A 23,852-nucleotide genomic window follows, 5' to 3' on the forward strand; every position below is an offset into this window, starting at 1 on the left:
AAGGAATCCTGATGAAAGCATTTTTTCACCCTGAACAACTGCTGCATCATCCGCGCAGCTATATGTCGCGCGGCCAGATGCGCGCGCCGCAAGAAGTGCCCGAGCGCGCGGCTCGACTCGTCGCGGCGGCCCGGTCGCTCGAATTCGATGTCATCGAGCCGAACGATCACGGCATGGCTGCGATTTCCGCCGTTCACGACATGAACTATCTGCGCTTTCTGGAAGAAGGGCATCGCGAATGGAAGAAGATGCCTGACGACTGGGGCGATGAAATCATGTCGAATATTTACGTGCGGGATCCGAATCCGCTGAGAGGCGTTCTCGCGAAGGCGGCGCGCTATCTCGCCGATGGAAGTTGTCCAGTCGGCGCGAACACGTGGCGTTCGGCGTACTGGTCGGCGCAGAGTGCATTGGCGGCGGCGTCCGCTGTCAACGATGGCGCGCGCGAGACGTATGCGTTGTGTCGTCCGCCCGGACATCATGCACGCGCCGATGCTGCCGGCGGCTTCTGCTACCTGAACAACGCGGCGATTGCTGCGCAGGCGCTGCGCAGTCGATTCAAACGCGTCGCGATTCTCGATACCGACATGCATCACGGTCAGGGCGTGCAGGAGATTTTCTACGGACGCGACGACGTGCTGTATATCTCGATTCACGGCGATCCGACGAACTTTTATCCGGTCGTCGCGGGTTACGAAGACGAACGCGGCACGGGCGCGGGCGAAGGCTTCAACGTCAATCTGCCGATGCCGCATGGCGCGTCCGAAGCGGTGTTCTTCGAGAAACTGGATGATGCGCTGCGCGTGTTGAAACGCTTCGAGCCCGATGCGCTTGTGCTGGCGCTCGGGTTCGATATCTATAAGGACGATCCGCAAGCGCAGGTTTCCGTTACGACCGAAGGGTTCGGGCGGCTTGGATCGGCGATTGGCGCGTTAGGCTTGCCGTCGGTGATCGTGCAGGAAGGCGGTTATCACCTGGAAAGCCTCGAGGCGAATGCGCGGGCGTTTTTTGGCGGCTTTGGTTCAGGGCGTGGGTGAGGGTGATTGATGCAGCGGTGCCGTTTCGGGAGGGGCAGCGCTTATTGAAGCTTGGTCTCGTCCACGCTAGCCGGAACGTGAGCAGCGTGTAGCCGAGACCCGGAACCTGGCTCTTCGCGGCATCGCAGAGCATGTGCAGCGCGGCACGATCGCCGGGGTCTCGTCTTGTTTCAGAAAACGCGAGTGAAGAAAGCTGAACGATCCGTGGCGTTGCAGCGACTCGGCGTTTCGTTCCAGCAACGACGATGCAATCGCACGGACTGGATTGCAGGTGATCACGGCGGCAAGACACATAAGGGATGCGCGCTTTCTTCGGCGTCTCCCTTCAAAAAAGCGTCTTGAACAGCCAATAAAGCCCCATTGCAAGGACGATCGACACGGGCAAAGTCAGCACCCACGCGAGCGCGAGGCTGCGTACCGTATTCCATTGCAGCCCGGATCCGTTCGCCGCCATCGTTCCGGCCACGCCGGACGAGAGCACATGTGTGGTCGAGACTGGCAGGCCGTACATGTCTGCCGCGCCGATCGTGAGCATCGCGACCAGTTCGGCCGATGCGCCCTGTCCATAGGTGAGATGCTGCTTGCCGATCTTCTCGCCGACCGTGACCACGATCCGCTTCCATCCCACCATCGTGCCGAGGCCGAGCGCGATGGCCACAGCCACCTTCACCCACGTCGGGATGAACTTGGTGGCGTGATCCAGCACGTGCTTGTAAGCGTCGACAGCCTGGCGGTCGCTCGCGTCGAATGTGGGCGTGCCGGACTTCTCCATCAGCCGGATGGCCTCGGAAACGAGATACATGTTGTTGCGCACGTTGTCGACCATGCCTTGCGGAACATCGGCAAGCGAACCGTAATCTTCGACTTCCTTGGCAATCGTCGCGGAAAGCTGGCTCACGGCGGATAGCGTCGACGGGCCGAGTTGCCGCGTTTGCACATACTTTTCGGTGTCGCCGCGCGGATCGGTCGATGGCGTGGCGCCCTTGTCGAGCTTCGCGAACACGGCGGATGCTTCATGTGCAACGGTCACGAAGGTCCGCGTCTCGTCGGGACTCACCGCCTTGTTCAGCGCGTAGGCCGTCGGCACCGTTCCGATCAGGATCAGCATGATGAGGCCCATGCCTTTTTGTCCGTCGTTGGACCCGTGCGCGAACGAAACGCCCGTGCAGGTGAGGATCAGCAGCGCGCGGATCCAGAGGGGCGGCGGCTGATTGGCTTTCGGCTCGCTGTAGAGCGCGGGAACGCGAACCAGCGCCTTGAGCAGGAGCAGCAACAGGGCGGCGCAGACGAAGCCGACAACCGGCGAGAATAGCAGCGCCTTGCCAACGCCGAGCGCCTGGGCCCAGTCCACGCCGCTTGTACCCGAAGTGCCGCTGAGTATCTGGTTCATCAGGCCGACCCCGATGATCGAGCCGATCAACGTATGCGAACTCGACGACGGCAAGCCGAAGTACCACGTCGCGAGGTTCCAGATGATCGCCGCGATCAACAGTGCAAACACCATGGCGAAGCCGGCGCTGCTGCCCACTTGCAGAATGAGTTCCACCGGAAGCAGTTGCAGAATGCCGAACGCCACCGCTCCGCTCGATACGAGCACGCCGGCGAAGTTCCACGCGCCTGACCACACCACCGCATAGTTTGGCGCAAGCGAATGCGTATAGATCACCGTGGCGACGGCATTGGCGGTGTCGTGAAAGCCATTGACGAACTCGAATCCGAGCGCAATGAATAACGCGATGCCGAGCAGAATATAAGCAAACGCAGAACTTCCGCGTACGGACTCGAGATCTGTCGCGAGATTCCGTGCAACGTATGCGACGCCCACTAGAAGGATTAGCAGAAACACTGCGAGGCTTGATCGTCGCGTGCGTTCGCTGACGGCTTCCTTCTGAGGGAAAACACCTGTTGTCATGATGACCTCGCCGCACGACGAACCAAAGCTAGCATACAACCCGAAACAATCGTTTTCGTGAATGATTTGTGATTACGTGCACGTTATGCGACTCGATGACTGAAATTACAAAGCCCTTCCTATATGTTTTCGCGGGTGTCGTCAGGCGACGAATTCGTCTTCGCACACGGAATGAATAATCCGTTACGTGATCGAGCAGAAGTTGGGCAATCTGCTGCCGTTCGAAGTACCATTCGCAACGATCCTCACGCATGTCGAAGTGGACCTGAGCAAGCCAATCGGTCCGGTGTACACCAGGAAAGACGCCGAACGTTCCAACTGAACGCACTGGGTTTCGCAGCCGGTTCGATGGGACCAAAGATGCAGGCGGCAATCGAATTTGCGCGAAACACAGGCAGAATTTCCGTCAAAGCGCCACCGGCACGCGTGTGAGTACGAGCCAAGCGGGTGACCGGACTTTCGTATGCCTACACTTTGGAGGTGACGCGGAATGCTGGTCAATTGCGTGGCCTACCAGGCAGGCACCAAGCTTGCAGATATCCGGATCGATGAAATCGGCTGCTATGTGCAGAAGCCGGAATGCTTCGTATGGGTCGCACTGAAAGACCCGGATCCGGCCGAGCTCGACACGATGAAGCAGCAATTCGGCCTCGACGACCTTGCTATCGAAGACGTGCGCAACGGTCATCAATGGCCGAAGATCGAAGAGTATGAAGACTCGCTTCTTGCCGTGCTGCACACCGTGGAACTCGACAAGGATGGCGAACTGCATATCGGCGAGGTCGACGTGTTCGCCGGATCGAACTACGTGCTGTCGGTGCGCACCCGGTCGCAGCTCGGCCTTCAGTCGGTGCGAGCCCGCTGCGAGCGTGAGCCGAAGCGGCTGAAGAAGGGATCGGGTTTTATTCTCTATGCGCTGATCGATCATGTCGTCGACGGATACTTTCCGATCATCGCGACGCTTTCCACGGAACTCGAAAAGATCGAGGCCCGCATCTTCGAAGGGCATAGCCTTGGGGCTTCGCGGCTGATTATCGAAGATCTTTATTCGTTGAAGCAACGCTTCGTGCTGATGGAACACCACGTCGTTCCGCTGCTCGAAGGAATCGGCAAGCTGACAGGCGGTCGGGTTCCGCGCGTTTGCAAAGGGCTCGCATCCTACTTCAAGGACGTCTATCTTCATCTCGCGCGAATCGTGAAAGCAATAGAAGGACGCGGCGAGATGATCGTTACGGCGATCGAAGTCAATCTCGGCATGATTGCCCTTGCCGAAAACGAAGTGACCAAGCGCCTCGGTGCGTTTGCGGCATTGTTTGCAGTTCCGACGATGATCGCCGGCGTATACGGCATGAACTTCGAGAACCTGCCGGAACTGCACTATAAATATGGCTATCCGGTATGTCTGATGCTCATGCTGATCATCGATGTCATTCTTTACTGGCGATTCCGCAAGTCAGGGTGGCTCTGATGCGGTAGACATGTCGATCAAGCGTAGGGGCTTGCAGGAGGTTCTCCATGAAATTCCGCTTCCCTGTAGTTATCATCGACGAAGATTTTCGCGCCGATAACATTTCGGGCTCCGGGATCCGCGCGCTTGCGGAAGCAATCGAAAAAGAGGGCGCGGCGGTGGTGGGATTGACGAGCTACGGAGATCCGACCACGTTTGCACATCAATCGAGCCGGGCGTCGTGCTTCATTCTGTCGATCGACGATGACGAGCTGCTGCCATACCTCGAAAAGGACGCAGAAGGAGAGCCGGCCGAACTCGCGCCGGCCATCGTCGATCTGCGGTCATTCGTCGAGGCGGTACGGCACCGCAATGCCGATATCCCGATCTTCCTGTACGGAGAGACGCGCACTTCGCGCAATGTGCCGAACGACATCCTGCGTGAATTGCACGGCTTCATCCACATGTTCGAGGACACACCCGAATTCGTGGCGAGGCATATCATCCGCGAGGCTAGGGTTTATCTCGACTCGCTTTCTCCGCCCTTTTTCAAGGAACTGGTGAAGTATGCGGACGAAGGCTCTTATTCGTGGCACTGCCCGGGCCACTCGGGCGGTGTCGCCTTTCTGAAGAGCCCGCTCGGGCAGATGTTCCACCAGTTCTTCGGCGAAAACATGCTGCGCGCGGACGTTTGCAACGCGGTCGAGGAACTCGGCCAGTTGCTCGATCACACGGGGCCGGTCGCGGCGTCGGAGCGCAACGCGGCGCGCATCTTCGGCGCCGACCATCTCTTCTTCGTGACCAACGGCACGTCCACGTCGAACAAGATCGTGTGGCATGCGACCGTCGCGGCTGGCGACATCGTGCTGGTCGATCGCAATTGCCACAAATCGATTCTGCACGCGATCACGATGACGGGAGCCATACCCGTCTTTCTGATGCCCACGCGTAATCACTTCGGCATCATCGGCCCGATTCCGCGCGACGAGTTCAAACCCGATAACATTCGCCGCAAGATCGAAGAGAATCCGTTCGCGCGCGAGGCGCTCGCGAAGAACCCGAAGGTGAAGCCGCGCATCGTCACGATCACCCAAAGCACGTACGACGGCGTGGTGTACAACGTGGAGATGATCAAGGATCTGCTTGGCGACCTCGTCGACACGCTGCATTTCGATGAAGCATGGCTGCCGCACGCGGAGTTTCATTCGTTTTATCAGGACATGCACGCGATCGGCGCGGGACGCCCGCGCACGGGCGCGCTCGTGTTCGCGACCCACTCGACGCACAAGCTGCTCGCGGGCATTTCCCAGGCCTCGCAGATCGTCGTGCAGGACTCCGAGAGCGGCATGTTCGATCGCTATCGCTTCAACGAGGCTTATCTGATGCATACGTCGACGAGTCCGCAATACGCGATCATCGCGTCGTGCGACGTGGCCGCCGCGATGATGGAGCCGCCCGGCGGCGAGGCGCTCGTGGAGGAATCGATTGCCGAAGCGCTCGATTTCCGCCGTGCAATGCGCAAGGTCGACGCCGAGTACGGAGACGACTGGTTTTTCAAGGTATGGGGACCCGAAAAATTTTCGGAAGAGGGCATCGGCTCGCGCGAAGACTGGATGTTGCGCCCGAACGACCACTGGCACGGTTTCGGTGCGCTCGCGGAAGGCTTCAACATGCTCGACCCGATCAAGGCGACGATCATCACGCCGGGACTCGATGTCGATGGGGAATTCGGCGCAACCGGCATTCCGGCGGCGGTCGTGACGAAGTATCTTGCAGAACACGGTATCATCGTCGAGAAGACGGGGCTCTACTCGTTCTTCATCATGTTCACGATCGGCATCACCAAAGGGCGCTGGAACTCGATGGTCACCGAGTTGCAGCAGTTCAAGGACGACTACGACAACAATCAGCCGCTCTGGCGCGTGCTGTCCGAGTTCGCCGCTCAATATCCCGCGTATGAGGGCATCGGGCTGCAGGATCTGTGCACTCAAATCCACGGTGTCTATCGCGAGAACGATGTCGCGCGCCTCACGACCGAGATGTATCTGTCGAGCATGGAGCCGGCCATGAAACCTACGGATGCCTACGGCAAGCTCGTGCACCGTGAGATCGACCGCGTGCCGATCGAAAAACTGGAAGGGCGCGTGACCACTGTTCTGCTCACGCCGTATCCGCCGGGCATTCCGCTGCTGATTCCAGGCGAGCGCTTTAACCGGACGATCGTCGAATATTTGCGCTTTGCGGTCGCGTTCAATGAGCGCTTTCCGGGATTCCAGACCGACATTCACGGCTTCGCGTCTGAAGTTGTCGACGGCAAAATCCGATACTTCGTGGACTGCGCGCGCGACTGAGGAAGCCTTAATTTCGTCAGGAGAGCGACATGGGAAATTGGACGGCAACGATAAAGCGGAATTTCGTTGAAGCATTGCCTCCGACGATTTTCTTTTTCGTGATCCTGCAGGTCATCGCCATCGCTGTTTCATTGGTTACGTATGGAACGATGATTACACTGGACGTCTTCGGATCGGTCGCGCTGATTGCGCTGGTTATGGGCAAATCGGTGCTGTTCGCCAATCTGCTTCCTTTCGTGAACCGCTTTCCGGAGAAACCACTCATGTGGAACGTGCTCTGGAAAACCGGCATCTATGCGCTGGTCGCAATCGTGGCGCGTTTCATCGAACGCCTGTATCACTTCTGGAAACCGGGGTTCGGCTTTCTGGATGCGAGCCACGCTCTGGCTCTCGAAATTAATTGGGCGCGTTTCTGGGGCATTCATCTTCTGCTGGTGACGCTTCTCGCGATGTACTGCGTATTGGCCGAACTGGCGCGGGTGCTAGGTCGAGAAAGACTCAGAGTAATGTTTTTTGGACCGCTGCCATTGCGGCGGATCGATCTCTGACAGGCTGCTGGTCGATCGCCATGAATCAGAAGTCGGCCGGCATGACGGGATTTCCCCTTCGCGAAGCAGACATCATAAAGAAGGTTCAAAGGAATCAGACAGGAGATAACCCATGTGCCGCTGGCTCGCTTATTCCGGCAATCCGCTTCAGCTCGAAACGGTGCTGTTCAACGCGAAGCATTCGCTGATCGATCAGAGCCTGCATTCGCGGCTCGGACACACCACCACGAATGGCGACGGCTTCGGGATCGGCTGGTATGGGCATCCGACCGACATTCCGTTTCGCTATCGCTGCATTCAGCCGGCGTGGAGCGATCGCAATCTGCGTGAAGCCGCGCGCGCGATCCGCGCACCGCTGTTCGTCGCGCACGTGCGTGCGGCGACCGGCACGCCGTCGCAGGAAACCAACTGTCATCCGTTTCGCCACGGCCGATGGCTATTCGCGCACAACGGCCTCGTGCGCAACTTCCCGGTGATGCGCCGCGATCTGATGGTCGCGATCTCCCCCGAACTGTTCCCGTTGATCGAGGGATCGACCGATTCCGAAGTGCTGTTCTTCCTCGCGCTCACGTTCGGCATGGAGCTGGCGCCTGTCACCGCGCTCAAACGGATGGTCGCGTTCGTCGAGGAAACGGGCCGCCGCCATGGCGTGAATGATCCGCTGAACATGACGATCTGCGCTACGGACGGCGAGCAGATCGTCGCGGTGCGCTATTCGAGCGAAAAGCAGTCGCGCTCGCTGTTTCACAACACGTCGTTTCGTCATCTGCACGAGTTATATCCCGACGATCCGCGCATCGCGATGGCCGGGCAGGATGCGTTTCTGGTTCTGTCGGAGCCGCTCGCCGATCTGCCCGGCTGGTGGCAGGAGATTCCGGAGAGCACGGTCGTCGTGGCGCAAGGCGGCGAGGTCGAGCAATTTCCGTTCGAGCCTCAAGCCGCGTGAGTGACGTAGGCGGGACATCACGCCCCGGACTCATTGACGCTCATCAGGGCCGCAGCGCGTCGTGGGCGGCTACGCCTGCGCATTCCTTGTCGGGCGAAACGCTTTCGGTCGCGGAAGGCGAGATAGCGAAAATCCGGTATTCCGTCTCGGCAATGTATGACGTTGCCCGGTGGAAAGGACATTTCACTGTCACCGCACACGATTAATGTGATGTCGACTGGTGAAACCCGCGTTGGCGCTCGTCCGGACGTACGGCCTGTCACGGCTCCGGACAGACACGCCCAAGGAGAAAGCGATGATGGACAGCCGCGTTGATCAAGGCTTCGATGCATTCGAAACGTTCTATTCGCGTTACTGGCAGGGTCTGGAAGCCCTGACACATGCGCTCACGGATCAGCGCAAGGCGAGCGGCTCCGTGCAGAACGTCGCATGGAATCACATGGACCGTCTGCGGCGCGAAGCCACAGGATTCGCCGACGACCTTCAACATGACGTCGATCGTGAAATGACGCGATTGCGCTCGCGTGCATCGAGCGCTCCTGCCGACTGGCTTACCGACTGGTTCCGTTATCTGACCGACGCCGCGCAACGCCAGCTCCTGACGCTCGACACGTTGCGCCAGCGCGGCAACAATTACGTCACGCATCTGAAGGCGGGCATGCCGCCGGTTCTGGATTTCCAGTACGAAATGCTGATCGACGGACGCGAGCTGGAGTCGCCCGTCAACTATTCTCTGGTCCGCATCGTGCCGCCGGCGGGCGTTGTCGTCGATAACAGCAAGCAGCCGTTCATGATCATCGACCCGCGCGCCGGGCATGGCGCGGGCATCGGCGGATTCAAGCCCGACAGTCAGGTTGGCGAAGCGTTCAAGGACGGTCATCCGGTCTACTTCGTCGTGTTCCGGCCCGTGCCGGAGCCCGGTCAGACGATGGCCGACGTGCGCGACGCGGAAGTGGAATTCCTGCGCGAGATCGCGCGGCGTCATCCGGACGCGCCGCGTCCCGCTGTCATCGGCAACTGCCAGGGCGGCTGGGCGGCGATGCTGCTCGCGGCCTCCGCGCCGGAACTGGCCGGTCCCGTCGTCATCAACGGCGCGCCGATGTCGTACTGGGCCGGCTGCACCGGCGAGAATCCGATGCGCTACTCGGGCGGGCTTCTGGGCGGCGCACTGCCTGCGTTGATCGCCTCGGACATCGGCGGCGGCGTATTCGACGGCGCCTGGCTCGTGCTCAACTTCGAGAATCTCGACCCGGCCAACCATCTGTTCAAGAAGTATTACCACCTGTATTCGAACATCGATAGCGAATCGTCGCGCTATCTCGGTTTCGAACGCTGGTGGGGCGGCTTCTATCTGATGAACGAAGCGGAGATCCGCTGGATCGTCGAGAACCTGTTCGTCGGGAATCGGCTCGCGCGCGGTGAAGCGCGGCTCGGCGGCGAGGCGATCGATCTGCGCCGCATCAGTTCGCCGATCATCGTGTTCGCTTCGCACGGCGACAACATCACGCCGCCGCAACAGGCGCTCAACTGGATCGCGGACCTGTACGCGAACGTCGACGAGATCAAGATGCGCGGCCAGCGCATCGTGTACATGATTCATAAGTCGATCGGGCATCTGGGCATCTTCGTGTCGGCGAAAGTGGCGAACCGTGAGCACGACGCGATCACCGACACGCTGCACGCCATCGACGGCCTGCCGCCCGGCCTCTACGAGATGAAGCTCGACGATGCCGCCGATCGCGTGCATATTCGCTTCGAAGCCCGCACGATCGACGACATTCTCGGCATCGACGACGGCCGCGAGGACGAGGAACTGTTCGCGTCGGTCGCACGTCTTTCGGAACTCGGCACGGAGCTTTATGAAATGACGGCGCGGCCGCTGGTGCGGGCGGCCGTCACGCCGGAGAGCGCGCAGGCGACGCGCGACCTGCAGCCCATCCGCCTGCGCCGCAGCATGTTCTCGGACCTCAATCCATTCATGAGAACGGTCGAGAGCTGGGCCGGGACGGCGCGCAACCAGCGTCAGCTCGTCGATGTGGACAATCCGTTCGCGGCGATGGAGCGCATCGGCGCCGGTCTCGTCGAAAGCCAGCTCAATTTTTATCGCAATGCGCGCGACGCGTGGATGGAAACGATCTTCCACTCGATCTACAGCGCGCCGCTCGTCAAAGGCATCGGCAGGCACGAGCTGCAAGGCGCGGAGCATCGCCGCGGCAAGGACCTGCGCACGCTTCCCGAAGTGCGCGCCGCTCTCGACGCGATGACCGAAGGCGGCGCCGCCGAGGGCGCCGTGCGCATGCTGGGGCTGATGTCGAAGGCGCGCGGCTATCTGCGCCGCTCGCGCATGGAACGGATGCTCGAACTCATCACGCATACGAGCAAATTCGGCACATACGATCAGGCGGCGCTTTCGAAGCTGTTGCGGCAACAGCAGATCATCGTCGATCTGGAGCCGGAGCAGGCGCTCGCGACGCTGCCTCTGCTGCTCGACACCGATGACGAGCGCCGCAACGCACTCGCCGCCGTCGAGGAAGTGTCGGGTTCCGTCGAGACGATGCATCCCGCCGCACTGGTTCTGATGCAGCGCTTCCACAAAATCCTCGGCGTGCAGGAGCCGGAAGCGCCGGTTGCGCGGCTGGAATCGGCCACGCTTGCGAACCCCGAGGTGGAAGACGCGCTGCTCGTCGGTTCCGCTGAAGACGCGGCTCCCACGGCGGGCGCCTCCGCGACGCCCGTGCCGCGTGCGCCGAAGATCGAACCGGGCACGGAAGGCGCCGCGCCCGACGATCTCGAAAGCCTGATGGGCGTCGGTCCGCGCATGGCGGAAAAGCTGCACCAACTGGGTATCGACCGGTACGCGCAGCTTGCGGCGCTCGAACCCGAAGAGGAAGCCTGGCTCGACCTGAAGCTGGGCGCGCGAGGCCGCGTGATGCGCGAGGGATGGGTCGAGCAGGCTCGCGCACGGCTCAACGGAAGCGTGACGGGGTGATCGCCATGGAAGGCCACAGCAACAAGACCTGGGACGAGCTTCGCGAAGGCGACGAGGCCAGCGTCGAGCGCAAGGTCGCCGAGCGCGACATCGTGCTGTTCTCGCACGCATCGGGCAATCTGAATCCGATGCACATGCCCGGCGTCGATGTCGATGGCGACGGCAGGAGCGACACCGTCGCGCCCTCGATGTGGCTCGGCTCGCTCGTGTCCGCGGTGCTCGGCAATCTGCTGCCGGGCGCGGGCACGCTGCTCGTCAGCCAGAACTTCGAGTTCGGCGAACGCGCGCGCGTGGGCGATACCCTGCGCGTCTCGGTGCGCGTCGTCGAGAAGCACGACCGGCCGCGCGCCGTCCTCGACACGCGCGTGACCCTGGCCGATGGCCGCGTCGTCGCGCAAGGACGCGCGGAAGTCATCGCGCCGACGCATCGCGTCGTGACCAACGAATCCGATCGCCCCGCGCTGCTGATGGACGAGCACGAACATTTCGAGCGGCTCATCGACATCGCCGCGTCATTGCCTTCGTTGCCGACCGCCGTGGTCTGGCCCGACGATCCCAACTCGCTGCGGGGCACGTTGCTCTCGATGCGGCGCGGCCTCATCACGCCGGTGCTGATCGGTTCGCGCGCCCGGCTCGAAGCGGCCGCGGCGGAATGCGGAGAGCAACTGGGCGACGTGCTCGTCATCGATGCGCCGGATCACGACGCGGCGGCCATGAAAGCCGTGCAGCTCGTGCATAGCGGCGAAGTGCGCGCGATCATGAAAGGCAACGTGCATTCCGACGAACTGCTCGCGCATGTCGTGAAAAAGGACGGCGGCCTGCGCGCGGGACGGCGCATATCGCACGTCTTCGTGCTGGACGTGCCCACGCTCGACCATCCGCTCTTCGTCAGCGACGCGGCCATCAACATCGCGCCCGACTTGCCGACCAAGGCGGACATCGTGCAGAGCGCGATCGATCTGGCCCGCGCATGCGGCGTGCCGCAGCCTCGGGTGGCGGTGCTGTCGGCGGTCGAGACGGTCAACGTGAGCATTCCGTCGTCGATGGATGCGGCAATTCTCGCGAAGATGGCCGATCGCGGGCAGATCACCGGCGGACTGGTCGACGGCCCGCTCGCGATGGACAACGCGATCGATGCCGCGGCCGCGCGCAGCAAGAAGATCGTGTCGCAGGTGGCGGGCGCCGCGCAGGTGTTGATCGTGCCGAATCTGGAAGCGGGCAACATGCTCGCGAAGCAGCTCACGTTCGTGTCGCGCGCGCAGCCCGCCGGACTGGTGGTCGGCGCACGCGTGCCGGTCATGCTGACGAGCCGGGCCGACAACGATCATGCGCGGCTCGCCTCCTGCGCGGTCGCGATTCTCTATGAGCACTGGCGCCGCGAGGGCGAGAGTGCCGTGACGGCGCCGGACGAGACGGAGAATCGCCCATGAACGCGGACCTCGTTCAGGACGGCCGCGCGCAGGCGGCATCGCAGGCTGGCCGTGGCTCGGCGCTGCTCACGCTCAACGCCGGATCGTCGTCGATCAAATTCGCGCTCTACGACGTGGACGGCCTGCAGCGCCGGGCGACGGGCATGGTCGAAGCCATCGGCGGCGCTGCGCGCTTCAAGGCGAAGGATGCCGAGCGCAAGTGGGACGACGCCATCGAAGCGCCGGCGCATGTCAGTGCGCTGCGCGCGATCCTGGAATGGCTCGAGCGCGACATGGCGGGCGTCGGCATCGCCGCGATCGGGCACCGGGTCGTGCACGGGGGCATGTTGTTCGACCAGCCGGCGCTCATCAATGACGACGTGCTGGAGCAATTGCGCACGCTGGTGCCGCTCGCGCCGCTGCATCAGCCGCACAATCTGGCGGGCATCGAGGCGGCGCGCGAGGCCTTCGGAAACGTGCCGCAGGTCGCCTGCTTCGACACGGCGTTCCATCGCGCGCATCCATTCCTGAACGACTGTTTCGCGCTGCCGCGCGAACTGTTCTATCAGGGTGTGCGCCGATATGGTTTTCATGGGCTGTCGTACGAGTACATCGCACAGTACCTGCGCACGCACTTCCCGCATCACGCGCGCGGCCGTGTGCTGGTCGCGCATCTGGGCAACGGGGCGTCGATGTGCGCGATGCGCGACGGCCGGTCCATCGCTTCGACGATGGGTTTCTCCGCGCTCGACGGCTTGCCGATGGGCACGCGCTGCGGCCAGCTCGATCCCGGCGTGCTGCTGTATCTGATGCAACTCGGCATGGACGTGAAGGACATATCGAAAATGCTCTACGAACGCTCGGGACTTCTCGGTCTTTCGGACGGAATTTCGAACGATATGCGCGTACTGCTTTCGTCGGAGCGGCCGGAGGCGAGCGAGGCGATCGCGTATTTTGTTTCGCGTGTGCGGCGGGAAATAGGCGGACTCGCGGCGACGCTCGAAGGGCTCGATGCGATCGTGTTCACCGGCGGCATCGGCGAAAACGCGGCGCCGGTTCGCGAACGCGTGCTGGCGGGCATGGCGTGGATCGGCGTCGAGATCGACGAGGCGCGCAACCGGGCTAACGAGACGATCATCTCGTCGGGCTTGTCGCGCGTGCTCGCGCTGCGCGTATGTACGGACGAGGAGTGCATGATCGCACGGCATACGCTGCGGACGGCGCAGCTTGTCGTGGCTTCGCAAGAAGCGTTGTGAAGCAGGCGAGTCGATGAGAGGTCGCTCCGAAGGCGTCATGCTGCGATGGGGTCGGTGAGCATCAGAGGAAGAAGTTCGCTCGTAAAGCGGTGATCTCACCGAGAGCCTTCAGACGCGGCTGCGGCTCGTGGATCGCCGTGCCGTCATCACGAAATTCCTGCGTGTAGACCGCGCTTGGGATTCGATTCATCGTTTCTCTCGCTTACGAAGCGTTGGCATCCGACTTTAGATTGGCCAAGCGCTCGATCTGGCGCTCGCACAGGCCCAGTCGTTCGGCGGCACGGCCTGGCTCGAGTTGGCGTTCGGCGACTGCCTGAATCACTCTGAGTCGGTCCAGTTCGCGCATCGACATGGTGATGGTCCCGGTCGTGTTCATCGCCCGTGCTCCCGAAACGCTTGCCTGGCAATGAACCTACGTCAAAACACGACATTTCTATCTGGCAGAAACGCGACATTTCTATCTGGGACCTACAGACAAAACATTGATCATGTTGATTATGTCAAATGTTCATCGCACAGATTTTCGACCCCATCGCGCGGGTCAAAGACAGTCCTGATTCCCAGCATCTCCTCAATATCGCCGTCTCCAATCGTTTCTTTTGAGGACGACGAACCCGTTCCGACTCCGCGGCATCCGCATACTGCCGACCGCGCACGACTACTCGATAAACGCGTGAGCCAAGCCCCGAAGACTCGCGCGGCAATCCGCAACCATGCTCGAGACGGCGTTCTCGCAAGTCGGAATGTCGTCGACGAGCCCGATAACCTGGCTTGCACAAATCAACCCGCCGTCGATATCGCCGGCAGCGAGTGCCGCGTTGCCGCGTGTTCCCGACAGCAGATGTTGCAGGTCATGATAAGTCGCGCCGCCCGGTCGCCGTTCAAGCGCGACGATTTCGTCCGTCACCGCGTTCGAAAAGAAACGCGCGGTCCGTTTGAGCGTGCGCTTGATCAATGTCGTATCGAGTTCGCTCGACGCCAGCAGCTTGCGCTTCACGTTGTCGTGAATCGGACTCTCCTGCGTCAGCATGAAACGCGTGCCCAGATTCACGCCGTCCGCCCCGAGCACAAGCGCGGCCGCCATGCTTTTTCCATCGGCGATACCGCCAGAGGCGAGCATCGGCACCTTGAGTTTGCGCCGCGCGGCGGGGAACAGAATCATGCCGGGCACGTCGTCCTCGCCGGGGTGGCCAGCCGCCTCGAATGCGTCGATCGAAATCACATCCACGCCCGCCTGCTCGGCCGACAACGCATGGCGCACCGACGTGCACTTGTGAATGATCTTGATGCCGCGCGTCTTCAGACGGTCGATCACCGCATGGGGTTTGTTCCCCGCCGTCTCGACCACCTTCACTCCGCTCTCGATGATGGCATCGATCCAGCCATCGTACGACACGTCCTGCGCGGTCAGCGATAGCGTGAGATTTACGCCGAATGGCAGGCTGGTCAGTTCGCGAGTGCGCGCGATCTCGCGCAGCAACGCTTCCGGGCTCGGCTGCGTGCGCGCCGTCACCATCCCGAACGCACCCGCGTTCGAGACCGCAGCCGCCAGTTCCGCGCGCCCGACCCACTGCATGCCGCCTTCGACGATCGGATACTTCACACCCAGCAACTCCGTGATTCTTGTCTTCACAACGTGTCTCCGTGACCAACGATGGTGGTCCTCCAAGTAGACCCGGGCGCCGCAACGCGGGCACTACCCCGCTCGGGTGGACTCGAACGCGGCTTTTCCCCGATGAGACCGAGGCTGCCGACTGCCCGATTCGGGGGGGCCGACCGGCTGGCCGGCGCAGCAGAATTGCCGCACCGGGTCGCGCGCGGCGACGCCGCCGAGCCCGCGATCCGGTCACCCCTCGTCACAGGAGCACGCCGTGCCAACAGAAACCATCCGCCTTAGACATGCCGAGCTCCGGCTTTCCGATGGCGTCGCCGAGTTTTCTCATCAGCGTCCCGAGCAACGCAACACGTTGACTGCGGAATTGCGTCAGGACTATGTCGACCTGCTCGACCGGCTGGAATCCGACCGGACGATCAGCGCCCTGATCATCACCGGCTCCGGCGGGTCGTTTTGTGCCGGCGGCGATCTGAAAGCGGTCATGGAGCGCAGGTCGAGTCCCGATCCGCACAGCAACATGGCACTCGCGATGCGTGACAATCTGGCCGGCGCCCATGTGTGGCTCTCGCGCTTGCGCAATCTGGACATGCCCGTCATCGCCGCCGTCGACGGTGCCGCTTATGGTGCGGGCGCATCGTTGTCGCTGGCCGCCGACTTCGTCATGGCTACGGATCGAGCCGCGTTCTGCATGTCGTTCCACAAGGTCGGCATGATTCCGGACATGGGCGCGCTCTATACGCTGCCGCGTGTGGTCGGGTTGACCGTGGCCCGCGATCTCTTTCTGACAGCGCGCCGCGTCGGCGCGCAGGAGGCGAGGCAGATCGGGCTCGTCCACTCGGTATTCGACGCGGACTCGCTGCTTGCCGAGACGCGCCGTTTCGCGCGCCGCTTCCAAAACGCCCCGCGCGGCGCGGCGGGCGTCACCAAGCGCCTGCTGAACATGAGCTTCGAGACGCCCTACGCCGCACTGGCGCAAATGGAATCGAACGCGCAGGCCGTGGAAACCTGCTCGCGCTATCACGCCGATGCGATCGAACGGTTCCTGCGTGGCGAACCGTCGTTTTACGACTGGGATCGTGACGCGCCGGCCTGAGAGCGCACGCAATTTCATACCTTCTTCCATCGACTGGAGGATAAGCGCGGTACGCACGAACACGCGGCAAAAGGAATGCGGCGTGGACGGTGAAGGGAGCGGAAAAGAGGCCGCCAGGCGCAGCGACTCAGGTTTTCCCTGACCTACCTGTTACGGGTGGTTGCCTCCCTCCCCCCAGGTTTTATGGTGATGTCACTACCCGGCCCCACGCAAAGCGTGCGAGAGCCGGGGTATCAAAAATTCTGGAGACAAAATGGGGCAGTCGAGTCATGCGAGCACCCTAGCCGCGCCGCGATCCACACCACTGCGCATCGGGCCGACTTCGTTCGCCCCGTGCGCGTCCATCTGAAAGCGACCGCTTCCTTCCGGCTCCCGGCGCGACGACTCACTCTCGCCTCAATCGAAGCATGTCAACGAGACTAGCCATGAACGATTCGCCCGGCTTCCAGCGACGCCCCGCCTGGGTAATCACGGCAATGCTCACGGGCCTTGCCACCATCAACTTTCTCGACAAGGTCGTGTTCGGCATGGTGGCCGTACCGCTCATGGCCGAGATGCAACTGTCTCCGGCCCAGTTCGGGCTGATCGCGGGCAGCTTTTTCTGGCTTTTCTCCACGTCGACCGTCGCCGTGGGATTTCTTTCGAACCGTGTCCAGACACGCTGGATATTGCTCGCGATGGGCGTCAGTTGGGCCGTGATGCAGGTGCCTCAAGCGCTCGCGACCAGTGCCATCGCGCTGCTCGTGTGCCGCGTCCTGCTTGGCGCCGCCGAAGGGCCATCGTTCCCGGTCTCCATCCACGCGCTGTACAAATGGTTTCCCGATCAGAAACGCAATCTGCCGGTCTCGATCATCGCTCAGGGAGCGGCGCTCGGGCTTCTGCTGGCAGGACTGCTCATTCCGCTCGTGACCCGCGAATGGGGCTGGCGCGCCAACTTCATTATTCTGGGTGTAGTCGGCGTCATCTGGAGTCTGCTTTGGCTGTATATCGGCCGCGAGGGCAATCTCGGCGCACAGACGGGTCAATCCGGCGGACGCGGCAACGGGGCGGAGTTCGTCGAGCGTTTGCCGTACCGGACGATCCTGACCGATCCGTCCGTCGTGTCCACGTTTCTGCTCGGCTTCGCGGCCTACTGGATGCTGGGCCAGAACCTGACCTGGTTGCCCACTTATCTGGAAAAGGGCCTCGGCTTCAACAGCATCCAGGCGGGCCGCTGGTTCGCGGTGGTCACCGAGGTCGCCGCGCCGGTCAACATCGGACTGAGCTGGTTGTCACAAAGGATGCTCCAGCGCGGCGCGTCGACACGTCAGGCGCGGGCGCAGTTCGTCTGCCTGATGATGATCACCGGCGCCGCGCTGTTTCTGCTCCTTCCGCTCTTGCATCTGTCTCCGGTGCAGCGGGTGATTCTGCTCACCATTGCCGGCGCGTTGCCGACCTTGTGCTTCACCCTCGCCCCGGCCCTGCTCGCGGAAGTCGTGCCATCCAGCCAGCGCGGCGCGATCGTCGCGATCAATACGGCGGTCGCCAGTCTCGGCGCCGCGATTTCCCCGGTCGTGATGGGGCGCATCGTGCAGATGCGCGGCAGCGTCGGCGAGCAAGCCTATGAACTGGGCTTCGTCACCGGAGCGGCGCTATTGATCGCGACGGCGTTGATCGGCTTGCGCTGGCTGCATCCCGAACACTCGAATCGTGCGCTGAAGCGCTCCACGCCCGCGGTCACCGCATGAATCACGACGCCAACGGCGCGGCCGACGTTCGCCGCGCTTCTCGCCGCGCGACTTGCGGCTGTTCAGGACTTGAGACGGCATGAATTCACCACAACGCAACAGCCATTCGACTCGTGTCGCTGCCGAGTATGACTACATCGTCATCGGAGCCGGTTCTGCCGGCTGTGCCGTCGCCGCGCGCCTTGCGGAAGATTCATCCGCCACGGTCGCGCTGCTCGAAGCGGGGCCGGACGATCACCACTTCAGCGTATGGACGCCGATCGGCCTCGCGGCCACCGTGCCCAAGGCGGGTCCGCGCAATTACGGCTACTACAGCATCGCGCAGCCGGGGCTCGACGGACGTCCCTCGTATCAGCCGCGCGGACGCGGGCTCGGGGGCTCCTCTTCGATCAATGGAATGATTTATATCCGCGGCCATCGTCGCGATTACGACGAATGGGCGGCCTTGGGCTGCGATGGCTGGGCTTATAGCGACGTGCTGCCCTACTTCGTTCGCAACGAACGCAATCAGCGCTGGATCGCCGGCGGCGACGACCACCTGCACGGCGGCGCGGGACCCCAGCATGTCGCCGACGCGCGTTCGCTCAATCCATTTTCGAGGCGCTTCGTCGCGGCTGCGCTTCAGGCGGGTCTGCCGCTGAATCATGATTTCAACGGCGAAGAGCAGGAAGGCGCGGGCCTCTATCAGTTCACGCAGTATCAGGGAGAGCGCTGGAATGCCGCGCGCGCCTACCTGCACGACGGCAATCCGGCAGACAAGTCGCTGTCCGGCGGACGCCGGAACCTCGCCGTGCTGACCCACGCGCAGGCGCTGCGCCTCGTCTTCGAAGGCAAGCGCGCCACAGGCATCGTCATCTCGCGCGGCGGCCAGGTGCAAACCCTGCGGGCGCGGCGGGAGATCATCGTCAGCGCGGGCGTGTTCAATTCGCCGCAATTGTTGATGGCGTCCGGCATTGGTCCCGCAGCGCATCTGCGCGATCTGAATATCGATGTCGTCCACGATCTTCCCGGCGTGGGCGAAAACCTGCAGGACCATCTCGACATCGCGATCAACAAGCAGGTGAAGTCCCTCGACCTGTACGGCCATTCGACGGCCGGTTTCCTGCGGCTCGCCCGCGAGATTCTGCGCTATCGGCGCGACCGCACCGGCATGGTCAGTTCGAACTTCGTCGAGGCGGGCGCGTTCGTAAAGAGCCGGCCGGAACTGCCCGTGCCCGACGTGCAACTCGCCTTCGTGCTGGCGCTGATCGGCAACCGCAACATGGAAAAGCGCAGCAAGCTCGGTCACGGCTTCGCCTGCCATGCGTGCGTGCTCAGGCCGAAGAGCCGCGGCACGGTCCGGCTGAATTCGCCCGATATGCGCGATGTGCCGCTCATCGATCCGCGCTTTCTGTCCGAGGAAGCCGACATGGAAACGATGGTCGCGGGTGTGAAGATCATCCGCCGCATTTTTGCGCAGCGGGCGCTGGCGGAGATCGGCGGCAAGGAACTGCTGACCGACGACTTCGGCGCGGACGACTCGAACGAAGAGGCAATCCGCGCGTTCATCCGCAGTCACGCGGACAGCATCTATCACCCGATCGGCACGTGCCGGATGGGCCGCGACGACATGGCCGTGGTGGACCCGACTCTGCGCGTGCACGGCATCGACGGACTGCGCGTGGTCGATGCATCGATCATGCCGACGTTGATCGGCGGCAACACCCATGCACCGGCAATGATGATCGGCGAGAAGGCCGCCGATATGATTCGCATGTCGAATCGAGTCACGGCCACGGTGCACGCCGCCGAAAGCGGCACCGCAGAAACCTGTTGACGTTCAGGACAACATTCCGCGAACGCATGTTGCGCTCGCAACCCGGCAATGCCCGTAAATAACGGCGCTTTCTCATGGAGATCTGATATGCAAGCCGTAGCTGCCGCACCCCAACCCACCACGACACTGGCTTCCGGCGCTGAGAGCTGGCCGTTCACCGTCGAGCGCTCGACTCCGTCCATCGGTGCGGAAATCAGTGACATCGACCTCCGTAAGCCGCTCGACGACGACACCTATCTCGCGCTGCGCCGCGCACTGGTCAAGTACAAGGTGCTGTTCTTCCGCGACCAGGACGTCACGCCGGCGCAGCATGTGGCTTTTGCAAGACGCTTCGGAGAACTGGAAATCCATCCGGTGTTTCGCCATCACCCGGACCATCCGGAACTCGTGATGTTCGACAAATCGGGCGAAAACCGCGGGCGTGAGAACATTTACCACAGCGACGTCTCGTGGCGCGAATTGCCCGCGATGGCCGCGATCCTGCGCTGCGTCGAGTGCCCGGAAGTCGGCGGCGACACCATCTGGGTCAACATGGCGCAGGCTTACGCGAACCTGCCGGAAGACGTGAAAACCCGCATCGCCGATTTGCGTGCGGTCCACGACATCATTCCGACGTTCAGCGTCGCGATCGCGCCGGAAAAATTCGAGGAGATTCGCAGAAACTTCCCGCCGGTCACGCACCCCGTCGTTCGTACTCATCCGGAGAGCGGCGAGAAAATCCTCTACGTGAACGAGGCGTTCGTGACGCACCTCGCCAATTACAGCCAGGTAACGGGCTTTCGCATCGGCTCGGATTTCAGGCTCGGCGAACTGGATCTGCTGCAGTATTTGTACCGGCAGGCCGCCGCGCCGGAATATCAAGTCCGCTTGAAGTGGCGGCCGAACACCATCGCGGTCTGGGACAACCGGTCCACGCATCACTACGCCGTGCAGGACTATTTCCCGGCCGTGCGCCGCATGATGCGCGCCACCGTCATCGGCGACAAACCGGTCTGAGCGGGCACGAGGAAGCCGATATGAAGATGCTCAACAAGTTCTATATCAACGGCGAATGGACGGAACCGTCTGCCGGCGGCGGTTTCGCGCAGATCGTCGACCCGTCCACGGAAGCCGTGACCGGTCAGCTCGCGATGGGCTCCGCCGAAGATGTCGAGCGCGCCGTCGCCGCTGCGCAAGCGGCGTTTCCCGCGTGGTCGGCATCGAGCCGCGAGGAACGGATCGCACTGCTCGAACGGATCATCGAGCAGTACACCGCGCGGCTCGACGAGATCGCCGAAGCCGTGCGCGAAGAAATCGGCGCGCCGATCACGTTGTGCAAGAACCTGCAGGCCGCCATCGGCGTGGCGCAACTGCAGGCGGCATTGGCGACGCTGCGAAACTTCGAATTCGAATCGGTCCGCGGCAAGAGCTATGTTCGCCGTGAAGCCATCGGCGTCGCCGCGCTCATCACGCCGTGGAACTGGCCGCTGAACCAGATCACCGCGAAGGTTGCGCCGGCGCTGGCGGCGGGCTGCACCATCGTGCTCAAGCCGTCGGAGATCGCGCCGTTCGACGCATTGATCTTCGCGCAGATCATGCACGATGCCGGCACGCCCGCAGGCGTGTTCAACATGATCTACGGCGACGGCAAGGTGGTCGGCAGCGCGCTCGCGTCGCATCCGGGCGTGGACATGGTGTCGATCACCGGTTCGACGAGAGCCGGCGTCGGTGTCGCGATCAGCGCGGCGCCGACCGTCAAGCGGGTCGCTCAGGAACTCGGCGGCAAGTCGCCGCTGCTGATCCTCGACGACACGGACCTGCAGACCGCGGTATCGACAGGCGTGGCTCAATGCATGGTCAATTCCGGACAGACGTGCATCGCGCCGACTCGAATGCTGGTGCCTCGGGCGCGCTACGACGAGGCCGTCGCGATCGCGGCGGCGGCGGCCAATTCGCTGACGGTCGGCGATCCTGCGGATCCCGCAACGAAGATGGGCCCGATCTCCAATCGCGCGCAATACGAGAAGGTTCAGCGGATGATCCGCATCGGCATGGAGGAAGGCGCGCGCGTGGTTGCGGGCGGTCCGGGGCGTCCGGTGGGACTCGAGCGCGGCTTCTATGCAAAGCCGACGATCTTCGCGGACGTGCACAACGACATGACGATCGCGCGCGAGGAAATCTTCGGTCCCGTGCTGGCGATCATCCCGTACGCCGACGAAGAAGAAGCGATCCGCATCGCCAACGACACCGATTACGGCCTCGCCGGTTACATCGCGTCGGGCAATCCCGAGCGCGCGCGGCGCGTTGCGGCGCGTCTGCGGGTCGGCTCCGTTCGGATCAACGGCGCGATGCTGGACGTCACGGCACCGTTCGGCGGCTACAAGACGTCGGGCAACGGTCGCGAGTACGGCGCCGAAGGACTCGCGGAGTTTCTCGAGATCAAGTCGGTGACGGGACTGTAGCGCCAGTTGACGGCGGCTTAGAGAAGCCGTGAGCCGCAGGGTGCGCAACGCGATCTTGCATGCGCGGCGCACCCTTTCAACCGGAGGAGACCTGCATGAGCATCAAGGGCCGTGCCTGGATCGTCGGCGCTTACGAGCATCCCGTTCGCAAGGCGCCCGATAAAACCGTGCCGCAGTTGCACGCGGAATGCGCGAAAGGCGCACTCGACGATGCAGGCCTCTCAATCGGCGACGTCGACGGCTACTTCTGCGCCGGCGATGCGCCGGGGCTGGGTGCGCTCAACATGATCGACTACCTCGGCCTGAATGTGCGTCACGTGGACTCCACGGATATGGGCGGCAGCGCCTATCTCGCGCACGTTTCGCATGCCGCGCAGGCCATCGCTGCCGGCAAGTGCAACGTCGCCCTGATCACGCTCGCGGGCCGCCCGCGCTCCGAAGGTTCGAGCGGCACTCAGGCCCGCAACTGGGGCAAGGACTTGCCGGACCTGCCGTTCGAGGCTCCGTTCAGGCCGCTGACGGTCAATCTGTACGCGATGGTGGCCATGCGCCACATGTACGAATACGGCACGACCAGCGAGCAGCTCGCGTGGATCAAGGTCGCCGCCTCGCATCACGCGCAGCACAACCCGCACGCCATGCTGCGGGACGTGGTCACGGTGGAAGACGTACTGGCTTCGCAGATGATCTCCGATCCGTTGCGCCGGCTCGACTGCTGCGTCGTCTCCGACGGCGGCGGCGCGCTGATCGTCGCGCGGCCCGAAATCGCGGCTGCGCTCGGCTCGCGCGCCGTCAAGATTCGCGGCGCAGGAGAAGCCGTCAAGGGGCAGCTCGGCGGCGCAGTGGATCTGAGCTGGTCCGCCGCGCGAATATCCGGTGCGGCGGCGTTCGCGGAAGCAGGCGTCACGCCCGCCGACATCAAGTATGCGTCGATCTATGACAGCTTCACGATCACGGTGCTGATGCAACTGGAAGACCTCGGCTTTTGCAGGAAAGGCGAAGGCGGCCGCTTCGTTGCCGACGGCAATCTGATCTCCGGCGTCGGCCGTCTGCCGTTCAATACCGACGGCGGTGGCTTGTGCAACAACCATCCGGCCAATCGCGGCGGCATCACGAAAGTCATCGAAGCAGTCCGGCAGTTGCGCGGCGAGGCCCACCCCGCCGTGCAGGTCCGGAACTGCGATCTCGCGCTGGCGCAGGGCACGGGCGGCTATCTCGGCTCGCGTCACGGCAGCGCCACGCTGATCCTGGAACGGGAGCAATGA

Annotated in this window: 17 protein-coding genes and 1 pseudogene; 14 read left to right on the forward strand and 4 right to left on the reverse strand. The window is 62.7% G+C overall.

Annotated elements, in window-relative coordinates; all coding sequences use genetic code 11:
* Window positions 1-11 precede the first annotated feature (11 nt).
* Complete coding sequence (locus NOV72_RS05070) at window positions 12-1,037, forward strand: histone deacetylase family protein (RefSeq protein WP_106853500.1); 1,026 nt, start codon at window positions 12-14, stop codon at window positions 1,035-1,037.
* A 325-nt stretch (window positions 1,038-1,362) separates the two neighbouring features.
* Here the strand turns inward: NOV72_RS05070 and NOV72_RS05075 are convergent, their stop codons facing one another.
* Entirely contained in the window at window positions 1,363-2,949 is a 1,587-nt protein-coding gene (locus tag NOV72_RS05075; RefSeq protein ID WP_106853501.1) for an inorganic phosphate transporter, read from the reverse strand.
* 490 nt (window positions 2,950-3,439) lie between these two features.
* On the opposite strand from NOV72_RS05075, the gene corA reads away from it, so the two are divergent.
* The 7 genes from corA to NOV72_RS05115 all read left to right on the forward strand — a co-directional run bounded on the left by corA (window position 3,440) and on the right by NOV72_RS05115 (window position 13,895).
* On the forward strand, window positions 3,440-4,417 hold the full coding sequence (corA, locus tag NOV72_RS05085) for a magnesium/cobalt transporter CorA (protein ID WP_106853502.1): 978 nt from the start codon (window positions 3,440-3,442) through the stop codon (window positions 4,415-4,417).
* A gap of 47 nt (window positions 4,418-4,464) precedes the next feature.
* Window positions 4,465-6,747, forward strand: a complete 2,283-nt coding sequence (locus tag NOV72_RS05090) for an arginine/lysine/ornithine decarboxylase (protein WP_106853503.1) — start codon at window positions 4,465-4,467, stop codon at window positions 6,745-6,747.
* Between the two features lie 29 nt (window positions 6,748-6,776).
* On the forward strand, window positions 6,777-7,295 hold the full coding sequence (locus tag NOV72_RS05095; RefSeq protein WP_106853504.1) for a hypothetical protein: 519 nt from the start codon (window positions 6,777-6,779) through the stop codon (window positions 7,293-7,295).
* A gap of 112 nt (window positions 7,296-7,407) precedes the next feature.
* On the forward strand, window positions 7,408-8,241 hold the full coding sequence (locus tag NOV72_RS05100) for a class II glutamine amidotransferase (RefSeq protein WP_106853505.1): 834 nt from the start codon (window positions 7,408-7,410) through the stop codon (window positions 8,239-8,241).
* A gap of 295 nt (window positions 8,242-8,536) precedes the next feature.
* Entirely contained in the window at window positions 8,537-11,230 is a 2,694-nt protein-coding gene (locus tag NOV72_RS05105; protein WP_106853506.1) for a DUF3141 domain-containing protein, read from the forward strand.
* 5 nt (window positions 11,231-11,235) lie between these two features.
* A complete protein-coding gene (locus tag NOV72_RS05110; protein WP_106853507.1) occupies window positions 11,236-12,660 on the forward strand; it encodes a bifunctional enoyl-CoA hydratase/phosphate acetyltransferase in 1,425 nt (474 codons plus the stop codon).
* Complete coding sequence (locus NOV72_RS05115; protein WP_106853508.1) at window positions 12,657-13,895, forward strand: acetate/propionate family kinase; 1,239 nt, start codon at window positions 12,657-12,659, stop codon at window positions 13,893-13,895. Before NOV72_RS05110 ends, NOV72_RS05115 begins: the two co-directional genes overlap by 4 nt.
* 61 nt (window positions 13,896-13,956) lie before the next feature.
* On the opposite strand, the gene NOV72_RS32975 is transcribed toward NOV72_RS05115, so the two are convergent.
* From NOV72_RS32975 to NOV72_RS05125, 3 genes and pseudogenes are all read right to left on the reverse strand, one after another.
* Window positions 13,957-14,085, reverse strand: a complete 129-nt coding sequence (locus NOV72_RS32975) for a hypothetical protein (RefSeq protein ID WP_281261798.1) — start codon at window positions 14,083-14,085, stop codon at window positions 13,957-13,959.
* A gap of 45 nt (window positions 14,086-14,130) precedes the next feature.
* Window positions 14,131-14,271 (reverse strand): annotated as a pseudogene (locus NOV72_RS05120) (ISNCY family transposase); the annotation flags it as partial.
* A 282-nt stretch (window positions 14,272-14,553) separates the two neighbouring features.
* Window positions 14,554-15,528, reverse strand: coding sequence for an NAD(P)H-dependent flavin oxidoreductase (locus NOV72_RS05125; protein WP_106853509.1), 975 nt, complete (start codon window positions 15,526-15,528; stop codon window positions 14,554-14,556).
* Window positions 15,529-15,766: 238 nt separating this feature from the next.
* Between NOV72_RS05125 and NOV72_RS05130 the strand changes: the two genes are divergently transcribed.
* From NOV72_RS05130 to NOV72_RS05155, 6 genes are all read left to right on the forward strand, one after another.
* Complete coding sequence (locus NOV72_RS05130; protein WP_106853510.1) at window positions 15,767-16,603, forward strand: enoyl-CoA hydratase/isomerase family protein; 837 nt, start codon at window positions 15,767-15,769, stop codon at window positions 16,601-16,603.
* A gap of 425 nt (window positions 16,604-17,028) precedes the next feature.
* A complete protein-coding gene (locus tag NOV72_RS05135; protein ID WP_106853511.1) occupies window positions 17,029-18,330 on the forward strand; it encodes an MFS transporter in 1,302 nt (433 codons plus the stop codon).
* Between the two features lie 79 nt (window positions 18,331-18,409).
* On the forward strand, window positions 18,410-20,146 hold the full coding sequence (locus NOV72_RS05140) for a GMC family oxidoreductase (protein WP_106853512.1): 1,737 nt from the start codon (window positions 18,410-18,412) through the stop codon (window positions 20,144-20,146).
* Window positions 20,147-20,233: 87 nt separating this feature from the next.
* A complete protein-coding gene (locus NOV72_RS05145; RefSeq protein ID WP_106853513.1) occupies window positions 20,234-21,142 on the forward strand; it encodes a TauD/TfdA dioxygenase family protein in 909 nt (302 codons plus the stop codon).
* 20 nt (window positions 21,143-21,162) lie between these two features.
* Window positions 21,163-22,587 (forward strand): aldehyde dehydrogenase family protein, encoded by a 1,425-nt coding sequence (locus tag NOV72_RS05150; RefSeq protein ID WP_106853514.1) that lies wholly within the window; start codon window positions 21,163-21,165, stop codon window positions 22,585-22,587.
* A 95-nt stretch (window positions 22,588-22,682) separates the two neighbouring features.
* Entirely contained in the window at window positions 22,683-23,852 is a 1,170-nt protein-coding gene (locus tag NOV72_RS05155; RefSeq protein WP_106853515.1) for a thiolase domain-containing protein, read from the forward strand.

It is taken from the genome of Caballeronia novacaledonica, assembly GCF_900258035.1.
In the GTDB taxonomy this organism is placed as follows: domain Bacteria; phylum Pseudomonadota; class Gammaproteobacteria; order Burkholderiales; family Burkholderiaceae; genus Caballeronia; species Caballeronia novacaledonica.